We start from the raw sequence: 21,055 nt of genomic DNA, 5'->3' as shown, positions 1-21,055 counted from the left end.
TATCATTTACGGAGAAATGATTACAGGATAAGCTGATATTGAGATATTAACGTAAAGTTAACTCACTTTGATACTAGAATGTTTATCAAATTAGTTAGTTGAAAAGAGGGATAACAGTGGATCACCCGCATGGATCTTACGATATGACATTAGTTTTATTTTCTTATATTGTTGCAATAGTTGCATCTTATACCGTTCTTGATTTAGTGGGACGAATAAGTACATCCAAAGGAATTTATCGCTGGTCATGGCTCTTATTTGGTGCGGTTGCGATGGGCTTAGGGGTTTGGTCGATGCATTTTATCGGAATGCTTGCATTTTCGTTAAGTACTTCAGTTCCTTACAGCTTAGTGACGATCATACTTTCCGTAATGGTTGTCATTGTAGCCTCATTCTTTGCTTTATTAGTCGTAGGCCGAAGTCAACTAACATGGCCTCAATTGCTAGGGGGAGGTATGCTGCTTGCGAGCGGCATTTCAGCGATGCATTATATCGGTATGGGCGCCATGCAAATTAATATTTCCTATCAACCTGGTTATTTTGCATTATCTGTTATCATAGCTGTTGTGGCCTCTATTGCGGCATTGTGGTTGTCGTTTTATTTCCGCAAGGGGAATGAGCCGAGTAAAGTGTGGAAAAAACTTGGTAGTGGCTTTATTATGGGGGCGGCAGTCGTAGGAATGCATTATACGGGCATGTATGCAGCCCAGTTTGGGGTAGGACATTCATTAACCACACCAAAAGGCATGATTCTGGATCAGAAATATTTAGCTTATATCATTGCGGGAGGAACGCTCCTAACTCTTGGATTATCTCTTACTGGAATATTTATTTCCAACCGTTTTTCCCGAAAAGATTCCGAAATACAGCAAAGTGAAAAATGGTATAAGTCTTTATTTGAAAATAATCACGATGCAATCATTTCTGTAGACATGCGTCACCGAATTATTGGGTTCAATTCAGCTGTAACGAAGCTCACAGGTTTATCCGGTGAGTGGCTCCGCCATCGGAAAATAGACAACATATTTTCCTTTATCGTGGCGGAAGAACGGGAGCGCACAAGGCAGATGTTCTTAAAATCATTAGGCGGAGAAATGCAAAACTATCAAACCGCGATGGTCCATCAAGAAGGATACCGTATCGACTTAAATGTCGTTAACGTTCCGGTAGAACTAGAGGGACAGGTTGTCGGCAGCTATATTATCGCCAAAGATGTGACGGAGGAAAAGCAATCAAAAGAAAAGATTCAATATCTTGCTTTTCATGATGAATTAACGGGATTGCCAAATAGGCGGATGTTTAATCAATTGCTTTCCCAAATGATTGAAAGTAAAGCGAAACGATTTTTTGTGATGGTTATGGACATAGACCGCTTCAAAATTATCAATGATTCATTAGGACATACATATGGAGACATGTTCCTGCAGGAGGTCTGTGAACGAATACTTCATTGCATACGTGATTATAAGGTGACATTAGCTCGTATGGGCGGCGATGAGTTTACCTTGCTGTGCGATGGAGGTTATGAAAGCAACGAAATTGAACAATTAGCGGAACGAATCATTGGAACAATCGGGATTCCGTACCGTCTAAAAGAGAACGATTTTTACGTAACGGCAAGCTTGGGGATCACGGTATATCCTCTTGACGGACAAGACCCAGTACAATTGCTAAAAAATGCGGATGCTGCCATGTATGAGGTGAAGAAAAACGGGAAGAACGGCTATCAATTCTACACGGGTCAATTAAATGCACAAATGAAAGAGAAAATTGAGCTGGAAGCTGATCTAAGACAGGCTATCCAACGCAACCAGATTTTCCTCGACTATCAACCTCAAATTCGAGCAGGGGATAGCCAAATGATCGGAGTTGAGGCGCTAGTTCGTTGGAATCACCCAACTAGAGGCATTATATCTCCGGGAGTATTCATCCCCATTGCAGAAGAAACAGGGATGATTTATGAGTTGGGGACCTGGGTATTACGGGAAGCTTGTCGACAAATGAAAGAATGGCATAACGCGGGAGGTCCGCTTATCCCTGTTTCAGTAAATTTATCATCCCAGCAATTTCACCAATCTCATTTAACCGAACACATCAAGGGGATTCTTAAGGAAGTTGACCTCCAACCCCAATATTTGGAATTGGAAATTACAGAAAGCATGATGATGGATGCTGCGGTTTCAAGCAGCATATTACACAAATTAACTGAACACGGGATTCGAATCAGCCTGGATGACTTCGGAACAGGATATAGCTCACTGAGTTATTTAAAAAATTTACCGATACATAAGCTCAAAATCGACCGTTCCTTTATCCGTGATATTACAGTGGATCAAAATGATAAGGCAATCGTGGCTACCATTATATCCATGGCGCAACATTTAAATCTGGATGTCATAGCGGAAGGAATTGAGACGAAAGAACAGCTCGAGATCTTAATGAAAAATGATTGTAAGGAGATTCAAGGATATTATTATAGCCGACCACTGTCTGCAGATGAGGTGGAGGAAGCTTTCTTCGCACCCCTGAGAATAGAATCAATTAAATTGTGAACTGCATGAATTTAGCCGTTATAGCTTGTTCGGAGAACGTAGTGGGCTGGCTAAGCGGTTCGTAATATCGTATCATGAAGAGTCGCCTTCCTGCATGGAATGGGCGGGAATGTCCATAATATTAGGATACATTTATCTCACAAGGTTCAAATGTTATCTTTCCTTACAATGGAAGCCGCCGCTATTTAAACAAAGGGGTTTATTTATGAATGAACAAGGATTTAAGGATTACAATTTAAGTGAGGATATTATCCGTGCCTTGGATAGCTTGGGGTACCAAAAGCCCACGGAAGTTCAAAGCAGGGTGATCCCCTTTGCGCTTGAGAAGAAGGATATGACCGTCAAATCCCATACGGGAAGCGGTAAAACTGCGGCTTACGGCATTCCGATCTGTGAAATGGTGGAATGGGAAGAGAATCGGCCGCAGGCTTTGATTCTAACGCCAACGCGCGAGCTTGCTGATCAGGTCAAACAGGACATCATGAATATTGGCCGATATAAACGAATCAAGGCAACCGCTATTTATGGGAAGCAGCCTTTTGCCAGGCAAAAGGTGCAGCTGACGCACAAAAATCACGTTGTCGTAGGTACGCCGGGACGGATAATGGATCATATCGAGAAGCAAACCATTGACTTGGAGCAAGTGAGGTTTCTTGTGATTGATGAAGCCGATGAGATGCTGAGCATGGGATTTATCGAGCAGGTGGAGAAAATTATCCGCGATCTGCCCAAGGATCGAATGACGATGCTGTTCTCTGCGACGCTGCCCAAGGATGTAGAGAATTTATGCCATCGGTATATGAATCATCCATTGGATATCGAGTTGAAGACAGAGGGTAGAACGACAAGCCAAATTGAGCATTCGCTTTATATGGTGAAGGACGAGAACAAGCTTCAATTGCTCCGGGATGTTACCATAGTCGAGAATCCGGACAGCTGTATTATATTTTGCCGAACGCAGGTTAGGGTAGAAGTTGTGTTTAAAGAATTAGACAAGCGGGGATACCCTTGTGACAGAATCCATGGCGGAATGGAGCAGGACAATCGCTTTCAAGTTATGAATGCGTTCAAACGAGGGGAATTCCGCTATCTAATTGCGACGGATGTAGCCGCAAGAGGGATTGATATAGACAGCATCAGTCATGTGATCAACTATGACCTTCCATTAGAGAATGAGAGTTATGTGCATCGGACCGGCCGAACGGGAAGGGCTGGCCATACGGGGAAAGCGATCTCCTTCGCAACGCCAAATGAAGAGAAATTCGTTCTCAATATTGAGAAGTATATCGGATTTGAGATCCCCAGGAAAACAAGTCCTTCAAAAGAAGCAGTGGCACATGTTAAAGCTGCCTTTGAAGCGAAGATGAGGAATCAGCCAGCCGTCAAAAAGGACAGAAGCTCCCGAATGGATCAAGAAATCCTGAAGCTGTATTTTAACGGTGGAAAGAAAAAGAAGATCAGAGCTGTAGACTTTGTCGGCACCATTGCCAAAATTGAAGGTGTGTCGGCGAATGACATAGGGATTATCACCATAGAGGATAATGCTTCCTATGTGGATATTCTCAATGGCAAAGGCCGTCTGGTACTCCATAAGATGAAGGATACAACGATCAAAGGAAAGCTTCTGAAGGTTCAAGAGGCGAACAAGAAATAGGATGCAACAAACCTAGGATGATCCCGGTCGGCGACTTACCGGGTTTTTTTGCGTTACGATGCGGGAAATTAAAGTGGAAAAAGTATCCAAAATATATAGTCTTTCAGTCCTATTACGTGTATGGTTCCAAAGGCATATAATAGAGGTGGGTCACAGTTCGATATTTTATGAACCTCACGCAAGGTTCTTTTTTTATTGGACTGACCCCATACACCATCATAGGAGTAACTAGGAGGAAGCTATGCATTGGAAAAAAGCGGTTGTAATGATCATTTGTATCACATTGATATGGCCTTTTTTTACAGCGAATTCTGAAGTGTCTGCTGCATCTAATGAAAGCATTGACAGCATTACGTTGCAGGAGTCGCCCTACTCGATAGGCGAAGGATGGACGGTGGACTCATCATACAGTTCGGATCCGCCTTACTCTTTAGCGATAGGGGATAAAGAATATATTGCCGTTGGTCCTTACGGAACCGTGATGAAATCAACGAACGGACGGAATTGGAAGGCATTGTCGAAGTTTGGAAACTATCAACTCACAACGATCGCTTGGGATGGAAAGAAATATGTGATGTTTGGCGCAAACACGGAATATGAAAGAGAAGCGAATTATGCGTCTTCAGAAGCATTTATTTCAACCGATGGGCTGAAGTGGAAGAAGATTGATTTTGAGCCAGGTGAAGCGATTCATTATCTCGTCTGGGGAAAGAACAAATTTGTAGCTGTAGGACGAGAGCATGTGTACACTTCAAGCGACGGGGAAAATTGGACCAAAACCCTCACGCTTGAAGTTCAATATGGCTCGCATCCGATTAAATATGTTAACGGTACATACTTTATTTATGGTTATGAAGAAAAGAAGGTTTATACCTCCAAGGACGGTTTGAAATGGACAAGCAAGCCTCTTGACACCAAAGCCAATATTAACGATATGGTATGGGCCAAGAATCATTACCTGGGGGTCGGCAACGGGTTTTATACGTCGAAGGACGGGCTGACCTGGAATAAACAAAGTAAGTCGCCAAGTAACGTCAGACTGCAATCGCTGTTTACAAACGGGAAAACGTACATCGCGGTCGGATATGTCCCAAATAACGCTTCAGGCCGGCAAGTATCTTATACATCTACCGATGGGGTGAATTGGAAGCAGCACGACTTGTCCAATCTCCAAGTTTCGGTCTATACGATGTATCCAGTCGATGGCGGGTTTGCCGGGCTTGGTTCTAAGAAGATGGAGAATTATCCTGACGGCACTTACTCCATCTATACGAGCGACGGGATGAAATGGAGTTACAGGTTAGCAGGCACATCTAGAGATTTCAAAGCGATAGCCACCAATGGGAAAAGAACGGTAGCTGTAGGCCTTCAAGGAAGCGTTATTTACACCGATAATGGAACGCAGTGGAAGAGCGCTACTCCTTTTTCATATAAAGAAAGCTTTGGAAGAGTGAGTTTGTTTGATGTCGCATGGGGCGCGAACAAATTTGTTGCGGTCGGAAACGGTGGCGTTTATGTATCTTCCGATGGGGTCAGTTGGAAGCCTGTACGCGTTTCATTTAAAGATCAATACGGCGATTTGAGTAATATACTGTGGACAGGGAAGTTTTTCATTGCTTCTGATCAAGTGTATGGTGTTTATACGTCCAGGGACGGACTTTCCTGGACGAAAGTGAACAGCGTAAGCAAATCCGACTATTGGCTCACCTCTATGGTCTGGGATGGGAAACGGGTGTTGGCCGCATTCCAGATTTATAACAACGGCAATCAATATACGAAAATCATGCAATCTACGAACGGAACGGTGTGGACGGCGCTTACGAATCTGGATGTCATTGTAGTGGATCTGGCTTGGAACGGAGAACGATACATTGCGACCTATCCGTATGATGCTACGAAAATGTGGGTATCGAAGGATGGCAAGCAGTGGTCGAAATCTGCAGCCGGTCTGGATCATAATGACCGGTTTGAATTTGTTACGTCGTTTGACGGATATCTCTTCGCCTTCAATGATTCTATTGCGGAAGTAAAAGGGGATTATGTAAATTATAATGCTTATTATATTTCGAAAGACGGCGTGAAGTGGAAAGAGATTCCAATTCCAAAACAGTATTCAGACTTTGACATCGGCGGCAGTGGAATGATGCTGGACGGTATTAAAGCACACGGGAAATATATATTTGTTGGTGCATATGGCCAGATTATGTATGCGAATGGACTGAAATTTGAAGATCCGATTATTATTAAAGTAAACGGAAAGACATTATCCTCTTCGAATGAACTGGGTATCCCTTATATTGAGAAAGGTACGACTTATGTACCGCTGAAAGTGATTGGAGCAGCGCTAGGTTATACAATGAAATGGGAACAGTCAACTAAAAGCGTCACCTTCGAAAAAGATGGTGCCAAAGTAGTCTTCTCCAACGTTCAACTAACAAACGGAAGATCTTATGTACCGCTGCGGAACATCTCCGAGAGATTGGGTTATAAGGTTAACTATGAGCGAGCAAAAGAAGGATCCCTTATTTCGATTGATAACGCATAAAAGAGCAACATCGAATCAGAAGGATAAGGAGGCTTTCCGCTAAGGATGGCCTCCTTTATCCTTATTTCCTCTCGCTAACGGCTGTTCTCTGAATTCGCCTCATTTATGATACGCCGAACCGTATCACAAGTAACGGCAATTTTTTGAAGATGCAGTCCAATGCTCTGGAAGCCTTTAAGAATAAGGCTTGCTAACGCTGGTTGCGGATGTTCAAGGTGCATTTGGTTGTTCGCAACCAGGTCTATCTTTAAAATAGAGATACCGAAATGAAGGAGGGTCTCATATGGCAATCGGACAAAAAATACAAAAACTTCGAAAGAAGAATTATATGTCCCAAGAAAAATTAGCTGAACAACTTGGTGTTTCAAGGCAAGCAATTTCGAAATGGGAAGTAGGCGAGTCCATACCTGATACAGATAAAGTGATTCAACTCAGTCTCGCATTTGATGTACCCACTGATTATTTACTTTTTGACGATATGATAGACTGTAAGGATGATGCGGTTATCGCAAACGAGACAACAAATAAACGAATGGATATTGCTATTCCGGTTATTGCAGCTACAGGAGTGAGTCTAATCGGATTGCTGATATCCATTGCCGCTTATTTTACTTGGCAAACCGTATTTACCGTTAGTGTCGGACTTATTGTTCAAATCACTGCAATCATTTTCTTTGAAGCAATGAGGACGAAGAATAATGAGAGTAAAAGTAAAATATACAGAAGACATTTCTACTCGATTAACCTATGGTTAATACTCCCCTTCCCTGTATTTTATTCGTTTCAATTTGCACTAGAATTCTATCCTTATCCGCGTCTATTATTGATAGATCTATTGTTTACTGCAATTACGTATCTGTTTCTTTGCGGGATCATTACATTCGTCATGAGAAAAGCCAGGACATGACGTATGTAAGAAATGGAGCTGCAGGTTAGCAGGCACATCTTTACTTTTCAGATATGCCAACAAGCGCTGCAAGTTTGGTACGCAAAGAGCCATGCGTAACTGTATTGCAGAGGATTGACATAAAAACTCAATCGCATCCATTTATTGGGTGCGATTTGTTATGAAATTCATTTATCAGCAAAACCAATAATACCTATAAAATCATTTTTGTTGCTTGGTTTCTCTTGCTGTGATAGTTTGAATGTAAGATGAAAAATAATTTAATCGTATACGAATACTAAGAATAATTTTAATGTTATGCGAGGTGTATATTATTGGTATTACAAGTAACGAACAGTCCATTTAATCAGGAGCAGGCAGATCTGCTTAATCGTTTGCTGCCTTCGCTTACGGACGTGCAGAAGGTTTGGCTGACCGGTTATCTGGCGGCTTTTCAGCAAGTGGGGGCTCCTGCATCTGCAGCCCCGGTGCCGGCCGCTTCAGCAGACTTAACGGCATCGGCGGCTTTGACAGCGAGTGTACCCGCTGTTTCGAAAGAGGTAACGGTGCTGTTCGGGTCCCAGACCGGGAACAGTCATAAATTGGCCAAGAAGCTGACTGACAAGCTTCAGGAACAGGGCTTCCAGGCAACCGTTTCCTCCATGAACGATTTTAAGCCGAATACGCTCAAGAAGGTGCAAAACCTGCTCATTCTGGTAAGCACGCATGGGGAGGGCGATCCGCCGGACAACGCACTTCCTTTCTACGAGTTCCTGCACAGCAAGAGAGCGCCTCAATTGGAGGGCTTGCAGTTTTCCGTATTGGCTCTGGGGGATACTTCCTATGAGTTTTTCTGCAAGACCGGGAAGGACTTTGACCAGCGTCTTGAGGAGCTTGGAGGCAAGCGTCTTACCCCGCGCGTGGATTGCGACGTGGACTTCGAAGATGCTGCGGCGGAATGGATGAACAACGTGCTGGCATCACTGAGTGAAGGAACTGCGGTATCATCCTTGGCAAGCGCCGGCGGTGCGGCGGTTCAGATCGGGGAGCAAACCGAATATTCCAGATCCAACCCGTTTCAGGCTGTCGTGCTTGAAAATTTGAATCTGAACGGGCGCGGATCAGACCGGGAAACCCGCCATCTCGAGCTCTCGCTTGAGGGATCGAATCTTCAGTATGAGCCGGGCGACAGCCTGGGTATCTATCCGAAGAATCACCCCAGACTTGTCGGCGAGCTGATCGAAGCGATGGGATGGAAGCCGGAAGAGCTTGTCACGATCAATAAAAATGGCGAGCAGCGCTCATTGCTTGAAGCGTTGACCAGCCATTATGAGATAACGGTATTAACGAAGCCGCTAATGGAGCAAGCCGCGAAGCTGTTCTCAGGGAGCGGGCTGCAGGAACTGCTGGTGGCAGGAAGAGAGCAGGAGCTCAGATCGTATATCAGGGATCGCGATCTGCTGGATCTGGTGCAGGATTATAACCTGAAAGGAGTGCCGGCCAAAGATTTTGTATCGATTCTCCGGAAGCTCCCGCCTCGGCTTTATTCGATATCCAGCAGTCCGCAGGCATACCCGGATGAGGTGCATCTGACGATCCGCAAAGTTGAGTACGAGGCTAATGGGCGGAATCGGTACGGCGTATGCTCGACCTATATCTCCGAGCAGGCGGAGCCGGGTGAAGCGCTGCCTGTATTTGTGCAGCAGAACCCGAGCTTCAAGCTCCCTGAAAATCCGGATGCGCCGATCATCATGGTCGGGCCGGGTACAGGCGTTGCCCCGTTCCGGGCATTCCTGGGAGAACGGGAAGAGACCGGGGCGCCGGGCAAGACATGGCTGTTCTTCGGTGACCGCCATTTCTCCACCGATTTCCTTTATCAAGTGGAGTGGCAGCGCTGGCTGAAAGATGGCGTACTGACGCGCATGGATGTCGCGTTCTCACGCGATACGGATGAGAAGGTCTATGTACAGCATCGGATCCTTGAAAACAGCAAGGAATTATACCAATGGCTTCAGGATGGAGCCAGCATCTATGTATGCGGAGACGAGAAACACATGGCTCATGACGTTCACGCGGCTTTCGCAACGATTCTCGAGCGGGAGGGCGGACTTAGCCCGGAGGGAGCTGCGGAGTATTTGGCGCGATTGCAGCAGGAAAAACGTTATCAGCGAGATGTGTATTAAAGTACAAGCTCAAAGATAGCGAAAGGAGACAGGGAAATGAACGGAAACAACTTACTTTCGCCAAATAGTGCGCCTCACAGCGATGTAGAGGATATTAAGCGGCGAAGCAATTACCTGCGGGGATCTCTTGCAGAAACACTTCAGGACAGAATAACGGGCTCGATTCCCGAAGATGATAACCGATTGATGAAACACCACGGCAGCTATATGCAGGATGACCGCGATCTGCGCAACGAGCGGAACAAACAGAAGCTGGAGCCGGCTTATCAGTTCATGCTGCGCGTGCGGGCTGCCGGCGGGGTTGTGACGCCGGAGCAATGGCTGATGATGGACCGCGTCGCACAGAAATACGCCAACGGCACGATTCGCCTGACCACCAGACAGTCGTTCCAGCTTCACGGCGTGCTCAAGTGGAACATGAAGAGTACCATCAAGGAAGTTAATGAAGCGCTGTTAAGCACGCTTGCCGCATGCGGCGATGTGAACCGCAACGTGATGTGCAATCCGAATCCGTATCAATCGGAAATCCACGGCGAAGTCCATGAGTGGGCCCAGAAGGTGAGCAAGCACCTTGATCCGCGATCCAGAGCGTATTATGAAATCTGGCTGGATGAAGAGAAGGTGATCGACAGTCGCGAAACAGAGGAGCAAGAGCCGATATACGGCCCGGTCTATTTGCCGCGCAAGTTCAAGATCGGTATCGCGGTACCGCCGTCTAACGATGTGGACGTCTTTTCTCAGGATCTCGGTTTTATCGCGATTCATGAGCATGGGAAGCTGATTGGCTTCAACGTAGCGGTCGGCGGCGGCATGGGCATGACGCATGGCGATCCGAAGACGTATCCGCAGCTGGCGAGAGTGATCGGTTTTATCACACCGGAACAGCTCATTGATGTAGCCGAGAAAACGGTCATGATTCAAAGAGATTACGGGGACCGTGCGGTACGCAAACATGCCCGGTTCAAATATACAATTGACGACCGCGGCCTGGAGTGGTTTGTCGACGAGCTGCACCAGCGTCTGGGCTGGAAGCTGGAGGAGGCGCGGCCTTATCATTTCGACCATAACGGTGACCGTTACGGCTGGGTAAAAGGAAGCAACGGCAAATGGTATTTCACGCTCTTCATCCAGAACGGCCGGGTAAAGGACGAAGAAGGCTACCTCCTGATGACCGGTTTGCGGGAAATTGCCAAGGTGCATACGGGGGATTTCCGCCTGACGCCGAATCAGAATCTGATTATAGGCAATGTGTCCATTCAAAAGAAGAAAAAAATCGAAGCGATCATTCAGGCATACGGTCTGACCGACGGCACCCAATATTCCGCGCTGCGCAGAAACTCCATGGCCTGCGTCGCATTGCCGACCTGCGGCCTGGCAATGGCCGAATCGGAGCGTTATATGCCTTCGCTGCTGGATAAGCTTGAATTGATCCTGGATGAGGCAGGGCTGCGCGAGGAGGAAATTGTGATTCGCATGACCGGATGTCCGAACGGCTGCGCCAGGCCGGCGCTTGCGGAAATTTCCTTTATCGGGAAGGCTCCCGGCAAATACAACATGTATTTGGGCGGCGGCTTCTCGGGTAATCGCTTGAATAAAATGTACCGTGAAAATATCGGTGAAGAGGAAATTCTTCATGAACTGCGGCCGATGCTGAACCGGTATGCGAAGGAACGCGAGGAAAGCGAGCATTTCGGTGACTTCGTCATTCGCGCCGGGTACGTGAAAGAAGTTCGTTCCGGACTTGATTTTCATGAGTAATGCAATAAGGATACGATAAAAAAGGAGTTGTCTCGAAAGTACGTTGTACTGGAGAGACATCTCCTTTTTATTAGGGATTATTGCTTTGCTTATTCTTTTCCCTCGATCCGGGCAAGCTCCTTGCGCACGATTGGCGCGACCTTGGTCCCGAGCAGCTCGATGGCGCGCAGGACTTCACGGTGCGGCATCGTGCCGACATTCACATGCAGGAAGAAACGGGTAACCCCCAAATTTTTGCGCAGCAAAATGATTTTTTCCGCGACATATTCGGGATCGCCGACATAGAGGGCGCCCCGAAGGCTGCGCGCTTCATCAAATGTGGCGCGGGTGTAATGCTGCCCCCAGCCCCGCTCACGCCCGATGACGTTCATCTGGGCCTGTGTTGGAAGGAAGAAGGAATCGGCAGCCTGCTCCGTTGTTTCGGAGACGAATCCGTGCGAATGAGTCGCAATCTGGAGTTTGGCAGGATCATGCCCGGCCTGCACAGCAGCCTTCTTATAGAGTTCGACTAAAGGAGCAAATCGCTCCGGCATTCCGCCGATGATGGCGAATGCGATCGGTAAACCAAGTAGCCCTGCCCGAACGGCAGATTGTGGATTCCCGCCGCTTGCGATCCATACCGGAAGCGGATTCTGAACGGACCGCGGATAGACGCCAAGGTTATCGATGGCTGGACGATGCCCGCCGCGCCAAGTCACCTTCTCCGAGGAACGGATCGCCAGCAGCAGTTCCAGCTTTTCTTCGAACAATTCGTCATAATCATCCAGGCTGTACCCGAACAGCGGGAAGGATTCGACGAACGAGCCCCGTCCGGCCATAATCTCGGCCCGGCCGTTAGAGATGCCGTCAAGGGTGGAGAACGATTGATATACGCGAACCGGGTCGTCCGAGGACAGCACGGTAACCGCACTTGTGAGCCTGATCCGCTTGGTCATGGCAGCCGCAGCCGCTAATGCAACGACGGGTGAGGCACCTGCATAATCGGGCCGGTGATGCTCCCCGATTCCGTAGACATCCAGACCGACCTGATCAGCCAGTACGATCTCCTCGACGGCATTGCGCAGCCGCTCGGCATGACTGATGACCTCTCCTGTCTTCGGGTCCGGTGTTGTCTCCAAAAATGTACTGATTCCTATTTCCATCTTAATTCGCCTCCTTTATACCTATAGTTTACTCATTTTTTTATGGTTTCTCAAATTTTGTTAGTTATTATCGGGATAGCCTGGCGGGGATTCTCTTACAAGCGCAAATAAGCCATCCCGGTAAGGATGGCTTATTGCCTTGCTTGTTTAGATTTTGTTAAAAAAACGTCACTAACTTTTTCTTTATCTCTTCGTTGGATCCGTCGACAACCATTTGAAATTGCGGTTTGTCGAACAGCGATTGGATTTGTTCCGGATAAGTCTGGCTGATATTGCGCAGTCGGATCGCTTCGTCGAACTTGGCCGGATGAGCGGTTGACAGCGCGACCGTTACTTCCCCGTTCGCCGTTAGCCTGTCGGATGCTGCCACACCGCAGGCGGTATGGGGATCCAGCAGATAATCATGCTTTTCGTGATACTTGCTGATCGTGTTCAAACAGTCCTCGTTGTCCACACTATAGGCCGCGAAGTCGGTTTGCACGCGTTTCAAAACATCTTCGGGAATAACAATGCGGCCCTCTGCTTTGAATTGCGCCATGAGGGAGGTGACGGTTGCCGGGTCTTCCCCATACAGGTAGAACAAATAACGCTCAAAGTTGCTTGCTACTTGAATATCCATGGACGGACTGTGTGTACCGCGGAATGCCCCCGGTTGGTACACGCCTTCGTTCACGAAGCGTGCCAGGATGTTGTTCTCGTTGGTTGCCAGGATGAGCTTGTTAATGGGAAGTCCCATCTTTTGCGCGAGGAAGCCGGCAAATATGTCGCCGAAGTTCCCTGTTGGCACACTGAAGTTGACCTTATCGGCCTGCCCTTTGTTCGCCAATTGGAAGTAGGCGTAGAAATAGTATACGGTCTGTGCGAGAATCCGGGCGATATTGATGGAATTGATAGCACGCAGATGGTACTGGTGCTTGAAGCTGACGTCGGCGAACAGTTCCTTAATGATCCGCTGGCAATCGTCGAACGTGCCATTCACAGCGAGGTTCAGCACGTTAGAATCATCAACTGTCGTCATCTGAAGTTCCTGTACCTTGCTCACCTTCTGGTGCGGATGCAGGATGCAGATGCGGATGCCCTCTTTGCCGCGTACGCCCTCGATGGCCGAAGCGCCCGTGTCGCCGGAGGTTGCTCCGAGGATGTGAATGATGGAATCCGTTTTACCGGAAATGTAGGAATAGAGATTGCCCAAAAATTGCAGCGCGACGTCCTTGAAGGCGAAGGTTGGACCATGGAACAACTCCAGCACATATAGGCCGTCGTCGAGCTTCCGCACCGGTGTTACATCCTCGTGGCGGAATGTCGCATAGCTGTCGTCAACCAGTTTCTTCAGATCCGCCCGCGGAATCTCGTTGTCCACAAATAAGGAGAAAATCTCAAGGGCGAGATCAGGATATGAGAGGTGCTGCCATTGCTTGAGGGTGGCGTCTGACAATTGCGGTATATGATCTGGGACCAGTAAGCCGCCATCGTCGGCCAGTCCCATTAGAACCGAATCGATGAACCCGATGGGGGATATTTGTCCCCGCGTGCTGATATATTTCATACATACTCTCCTTGTGCAACAAAATTATTATTATTATTGTAACTTACTCCGATCTAATGGTCGATAAAAACTTGCCGTTGAGTGCCGAGCAGCAGCGGCGGAAGTGTTGTGCCGGGAGATACATGCATTACGAAAATATAGAAAATGGTTTTACATTGCGATTTGTGATAGTATTTAGACCAATATATATGGAGGAAGTGAGCTTTAGTGATACATATAACCATTCCAACACCGGACATTTCCATTACCAAACAGGATGCCCCTGTGCTAAGTAATATTTACGGATTTACTGATTTTCACCTGATTCCTAGAGATAAGGGTGGTATTTTTATGTTTTACAACGACAAGGAGGAACTATTGTTTGTCGGGAAAGCAAGGAAGCTAAGACCAAGAATAAAAAAACATTTTGAGGATACGGTATCCGTGATCAAAATGAACAGACACGAAGTAACTAAAATTGATGTTTGTATTATCGAAGACCCCGTCCATAGAGAAATTTATGAAACGTATATTATTAATGAGTTAAAGGCTAAATACAATGTAGACAAAGTGTTCTTCAAGTAAGCGGAAATATAGGTCCAGACAGCCCCTTTCGTGAAACGTGGAGGAGGGCTTTTTTTTTTTGCTGCGAACATGACACTTTGCGCCAAAGTATAAACCCTATTTGACCAGGACAATATACCACTGTAAAGGCAAATTGGTTGTTTAGAAGCGTGCCATTTAGCCGTGGCAAAATTTCTGGAAGGTGATCACTTGATAAATGAACAACAAACGTTAGCACCGCATGAAGCGCTCGAATTACACGAGATGTTGAATTTTAAAACCCTGTGTTTAAGCAAATCGAAACTGATGCAAGGCCTTGTATTCGATCAGGAGCTAAAAGATTTGATGCAGAAGGATGTGCAGCAGTCTCTCCAAGCGATTGCCGACCTGCAAGCGATTTATGGACATGCGCCATTCCAAGCGCCGGTTCCGGAATTCCGGCCAACACCAATCCTAAATTAAAGGTGACACCAGATGACAATGAAACAGGCAACTCCCATCAAAATGGATGATCTAGATCCGATTAACGCGCTTAATATGCCGGAGATGGCTGATATGACGTTCGCAATGGATTTCCTCCTTCGGGCGAAGGAAGGCGTAAGAAACACGGCGGCCGCGCTTACGGAGACGGCCTCTCCACAGGCGAGAGCGGTGCTCCGCAGCCAGCTCCGGCAAGGAGTCGCTTTGCACCAGGAAATTACCGAGCTGATGATTCGGAAAAAATGGTTTCACCCGTACGAGCTCAAGGAACAATACCAATTAGACCAGCTGTCGGCGAATAAAACGGTGCAAATCGCACAGATGAAGCTTTTTCCGGACGATACGAGACGCAAAGGAATGTTCGATCGGACGCCGGATGAGCACATTGGAGGAAATAAAGCATGAAAGCTGTAACGTATCAAGGCGTGAAGAATGTTGCCGTTAAGGAGGTCGCCGATCCGAAGATCGAGAAGCCTGACGATATGATCGTTAGAGTAACGACGACTGCCATTTGCGGCTCCGATCTGCATCTGATTCACGGCATGATCCCGAATCTGCAGGAAAATTACGTGATCGGCCATGAGCCGATGGGTGTTGTGGAAGAGGTCGGACCGGGCGTTACAAAGCTGAAGAAGGGCGACCGGGTTATTATTCCCTTCAACATTAGCTGCGGGGAATGCTTCTATTGCAAAAATCATCTGGAAAGCCAATGCGATAACTCGAACGAGCATGGGGACATGGGCGCTTACTTCGGATATTCAGGTACCACAGGCGGTTACCCGGGCGGGCAGGCGGAATATTTGCGGGTACCGTTCGCCAATTTCACCCATTTCAAAATTCCGGAAAGCTGTGAACATCCGGATGAAAAGTTGTGCCTGATCGCCGACGCGATGACGACGGCATTCTGGAGCGTCGACAATGCCGGCGTAAAGGACGGAGATACCGTCATCGTCATCGGTTGCGGCCCTGTCGGGCTGCTGGCGCAAAAGTTCAGCTGGCTCAAAGGCGCGAAGCGGGTCATTGCTGTGGACTATCTCGCTTACCGGCTGCAGCACGCGAAACGAACCAACAACGTAGAGATTGTTAACATTGAAACGTACGAGAATGCCGGCACCCACCTGAAGGAAATGACAAAAGGGGGTGCCGATGTCGTGATCGATTGCTCGGGCATGAGCGGAAAGATGAGTCCGCTGGAGTCTATTGCGTCCGGTTTGAAGCTGCATGGCGGCGCAATGGGCGGCCTCGTTATTGCTTCGCAGGCTGCTCGCAAGGGGGGCACAATTCAAATCACTGGTGTGTACGGCGGACGGTATAACGGGTTCCCGTTAGGGGATATTTTTCAGCGCAACGTCAACATTCGCACCGGCCAGGCGCCAGTCATCCATTACATGCCGTATATGTATGAGTTAATCGATACGGGCAAGGTTGATCCTGGCGATGTCGTTACGCATGTAGTGCCGCTGCGTGAAGCGAAGCATGGATATGAGATCTTCGATACCAGACAGGACAATTGTATCAAGGTCTTACTCAAGCCATAGTTGGATGAAGTAAAAAGGAGGTTCAGGAATCGATGGCATATGCACTGCATGAAACGCTGGAGGTACATGAAATAGCCGCATTCAAGACGGTATGTATGACAAAGTCCAAGACGATGCGGGCGCTCGTATCGGATCCGGCTCTAAAGCAAATCCTGCAGGAGGACGTCGATAGTTCGACCCGGCAGCTGGAGGAGCTCAGCGCAATTTTGTCCAAAGCGACTCAATAGGAGATGAAAGCACGGTATGAACACCATTCTCGAGCATTTGACAGGAATGAACACATTAACGGATCAGGTCATTGCAATGGACTTTCTTATCGCCGCGAAGAGCGGCGTAAGAAACTATGCGATGGCCGTCACGGAGGCCGGAACGCCTGAGGTGAAGGAAATTCTAAGCAAGCAGTTGGAAGAAGCGATCGATATGCACGAGCGAATTGCGGGATACATGATGGATCGCGGCTGGTATCACCCGTGGAACGTCAATGAGCAGATCCAACTTGACCTGAACAACATCCAAACTGCGTTGAACGCTCCGACGCTGTAAGACGTTGGCTGGCCAAAAACGTGGGGGATGCATCATTTGATATTGCCGAGTAAGGCCACTACGACTTCTTATTGTAGTGAGCTGCTCGGCCATTTTTTTGAGCTATAATTCAAGTGTAAAAATGAGCTGAATTCACGGGTCACTTCGCCGTGTGTACATAATCGAGCTGGACAAAAATATGAAAATAATGCTTACTTCTCCTCTTATCGGGGTAACAAATATCGTACTCTTTCTACAAAACCCTATGGGAGGAGCTGTATTGATGAGTAAAGAAAGCAGAGGAAATGAGAATAGCAAAAATGAACAGTTGGAGCAGTTTCGCGTCAAGGATGAAGGTGAAAAATTAACAACGAATCAAGGATTAAAAATGGCTGAGGATGAGTTCTCTTTAAAAGCGGGAGAACGGGGCCCGACGTTGATGGAGGATTTTCATTTCCGGGAAAAAATGACTCACTTCGATCATGAACGGATTCCGGAGCGGGCCGTACATGCGCGAGGTTTTGCTGCCCATGGCGAGTTTGAAGTATATCAATCGATGAAAAAATATACAAAGGCAGGGTTTTTACAGGATCCATCCGTGAAAACGCCTGTTTTTGTCCGGTTTTCAACCGTAGCCGGCTCACGCGGCTCGGCCGAGACGGTTCGGGATGCGCGCGGTTTTGCGACAAAGTTCTATACGCAAGAAGGAAACTATGACTTGGTTGGTAACAATATACCGGTCTTTTTCATTCAAGATGCGATCAAGTTTCCCGATCTGGTGCATGCGATCAAACCCGAGCCGCATAATGAGATGCCGCAAGCCGCGACTGCTCACGACACATTTTGGGACTTTGTTGCCAATAATCAGGAGTCGGCTCACATGGTCATGTGGGCGAAGTCCGATCGGGCAATTCCGCGAAGCTTCCGTATGATGGAGGGCTTTGGCGTGCATACGTTCCGTTTTGTGAATGATAAAGGAGAAGCGCATTTTGTAAAATTCCATTGGAAGCCGGTACTAGGGGTGCATTCCTTGGTGTGGGATGAAGCGCAGAAGATTGCAGGAAAGGACCCGGACTTCCACCGCCGCGATTTGTGGGAGTCGATTGAACAGGGGAATTACCCGGAATATGAATTGGGCGTTCAGCTTCTTAAGGAAGAAGATGAATTCAAATTCGACTTCGATATTCTGGATCCGACAAAGCTGTGGCCGGAAGAAGATGTGCCGGTCATGCTCATCGGCAAGATGACGCTGAACCGCAACGTGGATAACGTATTTGCAGAAACGGAGCAGGCCGCCTTCCACCCGGGCCATGTCGTTCCCGGCATCGACTTCTCGAACGACCCGCTGCTGCAAGGTCGTCTGTTCTCTTATACCGATACGCAGCTGACCCGCCTTGGCGGCCCGAACTTTCATGAACTGCCGATTAACAGGCCCGTGTGTCCATTCCATAACAACCAGCGCGATGGATTCGGCCGTCAAACGATTAATCGAGGCCAGGTCAGTTACCATAAAAATTCCCTGGCAGCCAATACCCCCGCCCCGACGCCTGAGGCGGAAGGCGGATATGCGCATTACCAGGAGAAGGTGGATGGCCGTAAAGTACGCGCCCGGAGCGAAAGCTTCAAAGACCACTTCTCGCAAGCGACGATGTTCTGGAATAGTATGAGCGAGCCGGAAAAACAGCATATTATCCAGGCGTTTACATTTGAACTGGGAAAAGTGAACAGCAAATCGGTGCGGCAGCAGGTTATCGACATGTTTGCGAACGTCAATCTGGAACTGGCCGCTACGGTGGCCGATGCGATCGGAGCAGATGCGCCGCAGGGCGGAGGTTCCAAAATAACCAAATCGTCTCCGGCGCTCAGCCAAGTCAATACTGCGAAAAAGCCGGATACCCGTAAAGTCGGCGTGATCATTGGCCATCATTACGAGGGGGATGATGTGACATCCGTTTTGGATAAATTGAAAAAAGCGGGCATTCAGCCTGAGATCATAAGCGATAAGCTGGGCATGATAAAAGGCTCCAAAGGCAAGGAGCTTGAAGTCAAACATACCTTCTTAACAGCCGACTCCGTCCTGTTCGACGCGATCTATGCGGTTGGAGGGAGCGGGGGCAGCAAGTCATTTGAAAAAGAAGCGATTTCCTTTATTGAAGAAGCCTTTGCCCATTACAAACCGATCGGAGCCACTGAGGAAGCGAAGCAATGGTTGGAAGCCAGTGATGCCATAGACAGTCCCGGCATTGTCGTGGGGAAAGCGACCGGTGAATTTGCGAAGAAGTTCGTTGATGCAGTTGCTGCCCACCGTCACTGGGATCGTCAGCTGACATAAGAAGCTTGTACGCGCAGAGAGGAGAAATCCTCTCTTTTTTATTGATGCCACGCATATTAACGGAAGAAGGCTGCCTGTATTATCCCCTTGTATTCCCAAAACGTTTCTGGGACAATAATAGAAAGATGAATTTTAACGTTTTGGAAAGAGGATACCGATGAATAAAGCATCCATTTATGGATTGACATTTGATCAATTGGCAGCATGGCTTATGGAATACGGGCATAAAAAATTTCGGGCATCGCAGGTGTGGGACTGGCTTTACAGAAAGCGGGTAACCGATTTCTCAGAGATGGTCGATGTCAATCCAGACTGTATCCAATTGTTGGCTGATCATTTCACCATCCAAACTTTAGACGAACACTTAAAGCAAGAATCGGCGGATGGTACGATTAAGTTTTTGTTCAAGCTGCAGGATGGCAACCTGATTGAAACGGTATTGATGAGGCATAAATATGGCTTGTCGGTATGCGTGACAACCCAGGTGGGCTGTAACATTGGGTGCAGCTTTTGTGCGAGCGGGCTATTAACGAAAAGCCGCGATCTGTCAGGTGGCGAAATTGTGGAACAAATCATGAAGGTCCAGCTTCATCTGGATCAAGCCAAGCAGGATGAGCGGGTCAGTCATATTGTGGTGATGGGGATTGGCGAGCCGTTTGATAATTTGAACAACCTTGTGGATTTTCTGCAGGTGATCAGAGATCCTAAGGGACTGGCCATCGGTCCAAGACATATCACCGTATCGACCAGCGGCCTTGCGGATAAAATCGTTGAATTCGCCGATATGAATCTGCAGGTCAACCTGGCCGTCTCCTTGCATGCGCCGAATAACGAGCTTCGCACGCGGATCATGAAAATCAACCGCGCGATTCCCATTGAAAAATTAATGCAGGCCATTGATTATTATTTGGAGAAAACGAATCGAAGAATCACACTGGAATATATCCTGCTGAAAGATGTAAATGACCGCAGGGAGCATGCCCTGGAGCTTGTAGAATTGATCGGAGAAAGGCGGCAGCTTGCAACGGTGAATTTAATTCCGTATAATCCTGTCGATGAGCATAGTCAATATCAACGAAGCGAGCACGAATCGGTGCGGGCATTTTATGATACGTTAAAAAAACAGGGCATTAACTGTAGTGTCCGCCTGGAGCATGGGACAGATATTGATGCCGCTTGCGGACAGCTGAGAAGCAAACAAATCAAAGCCTCCAAAGACAATAACCTTGATCAGAATCGTACTGAAGCAGGATGAGATCAAGGCACAGGGCAAAAGCGTATCCATTTATTTTGGTGCGCTTTTCTTTTTCACAACCAGCTTTAACCGCATAGCAACGCTTCATCAACTTGATATAACCGTTATGGAGGCAGGAG

16 protein-coding genes are annotated in these 21,055 nt (G+C 47.6%); 14 read left to right on the top strand and 2 right to left on the bottom strand.

Going from position 1 to position 21,055, the window contains the following annotated elements; translation table 11 throughout:
- Positions 1–116: 116 nt before the first annotated feature.
- The 6 genes from IEW11_RS04430 to cysI all read left to right on the top strand — a co-directional run bounded on the left by IEW11_RS04430 (position 117) and on the right by cysI (position 11,578).
- The gene (locus tag IEW11_RS04430) at positions 117–2,552 is read left to right on the top strand and encodes a bifunctional diguanylate cyclase/phosphodiesterase (protein ID WP_188529409.1); all 2,436 of its coding nucleotides are present in this window, start codon (positions 117–119) and stop codon (positions 2,550–2,552) included.
- A 205-nt stretch (positions 2,553–2,757) separates the two neighbouring features.
- The gene (locus IEW11_RS04425) at positions 2,758–4,206 is read left to right on the top strand and encodes a DEAD/DEAH box helicase (protein WP_188529407.1); all 1,449 of its coding nucleotides are present in this window, start codon (positions 2,758–2,760) and stop codon (positions 4,204–4,206) included.
- Positions 4,207–4,447: 241 nt separating this feature from the next.
- Complete coding sequence (locus tag IEW11_RS04420; RefSeq protein WP_188529405.1) at positions 4,448–6,751, top strand: stalk domain-containing protein; 2,304 nt, start codon at positions 4,448–4,450, stop codon at positions 6,749–6,751.
- A gap of 283 nt (positions 6,752–7,034) precedes the next feature.
- Positions 7,035–7,658, top strand: coding sequence for a helix-turn-helix domain-containing protein (locus IEW11_RS04415; protein WP_188529403.1), 624 nt, complete (start codon positions 7,035–7,037; stop codon positions 7,656–7,658).
- 314 nt (positions 7,659–7,972) lie between these two features.
- Entirely contained in the window at positions 7,973–9,820 is a 1,848-nt protein-coding gene (locus tag IEW11_RS04410) for an assimilatory sulfite reductase (NADPH) flavoprotein subunit (protein WP_188529401.1), read from the top strand.
- Between the two features lie 36 nt (positions 9,821–9,856).
- Positions 9,857–11,578 carry an assimilatory sulfite reductase (NADPH) hemoprotein subunit gene (gene cysI, locus IEW11_RS04405; RefSeq protein ID WP_188529399.1) on the top strand — a complete coding sequence of 574 codons (1,722 nt, stop codon included), beginning with the start codon at positions 9,857–9,859 and terminating at the stop codon, positions 11,576–11,578.
- Between the two features lie 89 nt (positions 11,579–11,667).
- Here cysI and IEW11_RS04400 read toward each other — a convergent pair whose 3' ends face one another.
- Together IEW11_RS04400 and thrC are read right to left on the bottom strand one after the other, a co-directional pair.
- Positions 11,668–12,720: an LLM class flavin-dependent oxidoreductase gene (locus IEW11_RS04400; RefSeq protein ID WP_188529397.1), complete on the bottom strand. Its 1,053-nt coding sequence runs from the start codon at positions 12,718–12,720 to the stop codon at positions 11,668–11,670.
- A gap of 157 nt (positions 12,721–12,877) precedes the next feature.
- Entirely contained in the window at positions 12,878–14,266 is a 1,389-nt protein-coding gene (thrC, locus tag IEW11_RS04395; protein WP_188529395.1) for a threonine synthase, read from the bottom strand.
- Positions 14,267–14,473: 207 nt separating this feature from the next.
- Here thrC and IEW11_RS04390 point away from each other — a divergent pair, with 207 nt between their 5' ends.
- The 8 genes from IEW11_RS04390 (at position 14,474) to rlmN (ending at position 20,936) form a co-directional block, all read left to right on the top strand.
- Positions 14,474–14,830 (top strand): nucleotide excision repair endonuclease, encoded by a 357-nt coding sequence (locus IEW11_RS04390; RefSeq protein WP_188529393.1) that lies wholly within the window; start codon positions 14,474–14,476, stop codon positions 14,828–14,830.
- Positions 14,831–15,073: 243 nt separating this feature from the next.
- A complete protein-coding gene (locus tag IEW11_RS04385; protein ID WP_188529519.1) occupies positions 15,074–15,271 on the top strand; it encodes a spore gernimation protein GerQ in 198 nt (65 codons plus the stop codon).
- 36 nt (positions 15,272–15,307) lie between these two features.
- On the top strand, positions 15,308–15,694 hold the full coding sequence (locus IEW11_RS04380; RefSeq protein ID WP_188529517.1) for a spore coat protein: 387 nt from the start codon (positions 15,308–15,310) through the stop codon (positions 15,692–15,694).
- Entirely contained in the window at positions 15,691–16,827 is a 1,137-nt protein-coding gene (locus IEW11_RS04375; protein ID WP_188529391.1) for a zinc-dependent alcohol dehydrogenase, read from the top strand. The genes IEW11_RS04380 and IEW11_RS04375 overlap by 4 nt, the downstream gene beginning before the upstream one ends.
- A 32-nt stretch (positions 16,828–16,859) precedes the next feature.
- Positions 16,860–17,054 (top strand): hypothetical protein, encoded by a 195-nt coding sequence (locus IEW11_RS04370; protein WP_188529389.1) that lies wholly within the window; start codon positions 16,860–16,862, stop codon positions 17,052–17,054.
- 16 nt (positions 17,055–17,070) lie between these two features.
- Positions 17,071–17,370, top strand: coding sequence for a spore coat protein (locus tag IEW11_RS04365; protein WP_188529387.1), 300 nt, complete (start codon positions 17,071–17,073; stop codon positions 17,368–17,370).
- A gap of 262 nt (positions 17,371–17,632) precedes the next feature.
- Positions 17,633–19,681, top strand: coding sequence for a catalase (locus IEW11_RS04360; RefSeq protein ID WP_188529385.1), 2,049 nt, complete (start codon positions 17,633–17,635; stop codon positions 19,679–19,681).
- 157 nt (positions 19,682–19,838) lie between these two features.
- Positions 19,839–20,936, top strand: a complete 1,098-nt coding sequence (rlmN, locus tag IEW11_RS04355) for a dual-specificity RNA methyltransferase RlmN (RefSeq protein ID WP_188529383.1) — start codon at positions 19,839–19,841, stop codon at positions 20,934–20,936.
- Positions 20,937–21,055 lie beyond the last annotated feature (119 nt).

It is taken from the genome of Paenibacillus abyssi (assembly GCF_014640295.1).
Taxonomy (GTDB): domain Bacteria; phylum Bacillota; class Bacilli; order Paenibacillales; family Paenibacillaceae; genus Paenibacillus_D; species Paenibacillus_D abyssi.
Note: the sequence above shows the minus strand (reverse complement) of the source record. Positions and strands in the feature narration are given on the sequence as shown.

Coding starts and splice junctions, on each gene's coding strand:
- cysI (WP_188529399.1), top strand. CDS start 9,857: ATGAACGGAAACAACTTACTTTCGCCAAATAGTGCGCCTCACAGCGAT.
- IEW11_RS04370 (WP_188529389.1), top strand. CDS start 16,860: ATGGCATATGCACTGCATGAAACGCTGGAGGTACATGAAATAGCCGCA.
- IEW11_RS04420 (WP_188529405.1), top strand. CDS start 4,448: ATGCATTGGAAAAAAGCGGTTGTAATGATCATTTGTATCACATTGATA.
- IEW11_RS04365 (WP_188529387.1), top strand. CDS start 17,071: ATGAACACCATTCTCGAGCATTTGACAGGAATGAACACATTAACGGAT.
- IEW11_RS04375 (WP_188529391.1), top strand. CDS start 15,691: ATGAAAGCTGTAACGTATCAAGGCGTGAAGAATGTTGCCGTTAAGGAG.
- rlmN (WP_188529383.1), top strand. CDS start 19,839: ATGAATAAAGCATCCATTTATGGATTGACATTTGATCAATTGGCAGCA.
- IEW11_RS04400 (WP_188529397.1), bottom strand. CDS start 12,720: ATGGAAATAGGAATCAGTACATTTTTGGAGACAACACCGGACCCGAAG.
- IEW11_RS04415 (WP_188529403.1), top strand. CDS start 7,035: ATGGCAATCGGACAAAAAATACAAAAACTTCGAAAGAAGAATTATATG.
- IEW11_RS04385 (WP_188529519.1), top strand. CDS start 15,074: ATGTTGAATTTTAAAACCCTGTGTTTAAGCAAATCGAAACTGATGCAA.
- IEW11_RS04360 (WP_188529385.1), top strand. CDS start 17,633: ATGAGTAAAGAAAGCAGAGGAAATGAGAATAGCAAAAATGAACAGTTG.
- IEW11_RS04425 (WP_188529407.1), top strand. CDS start 2,758: ATGAATGAACAAGGATTTAAGGATTACAATTTAAGTGAGGATATTATC.
- thrC (WP_188529395.1), bottom strand. CDS start 14,266: ATGAAATATATCAGCACGCGGGGACAAATATCCCCCATCGGGTTCATC.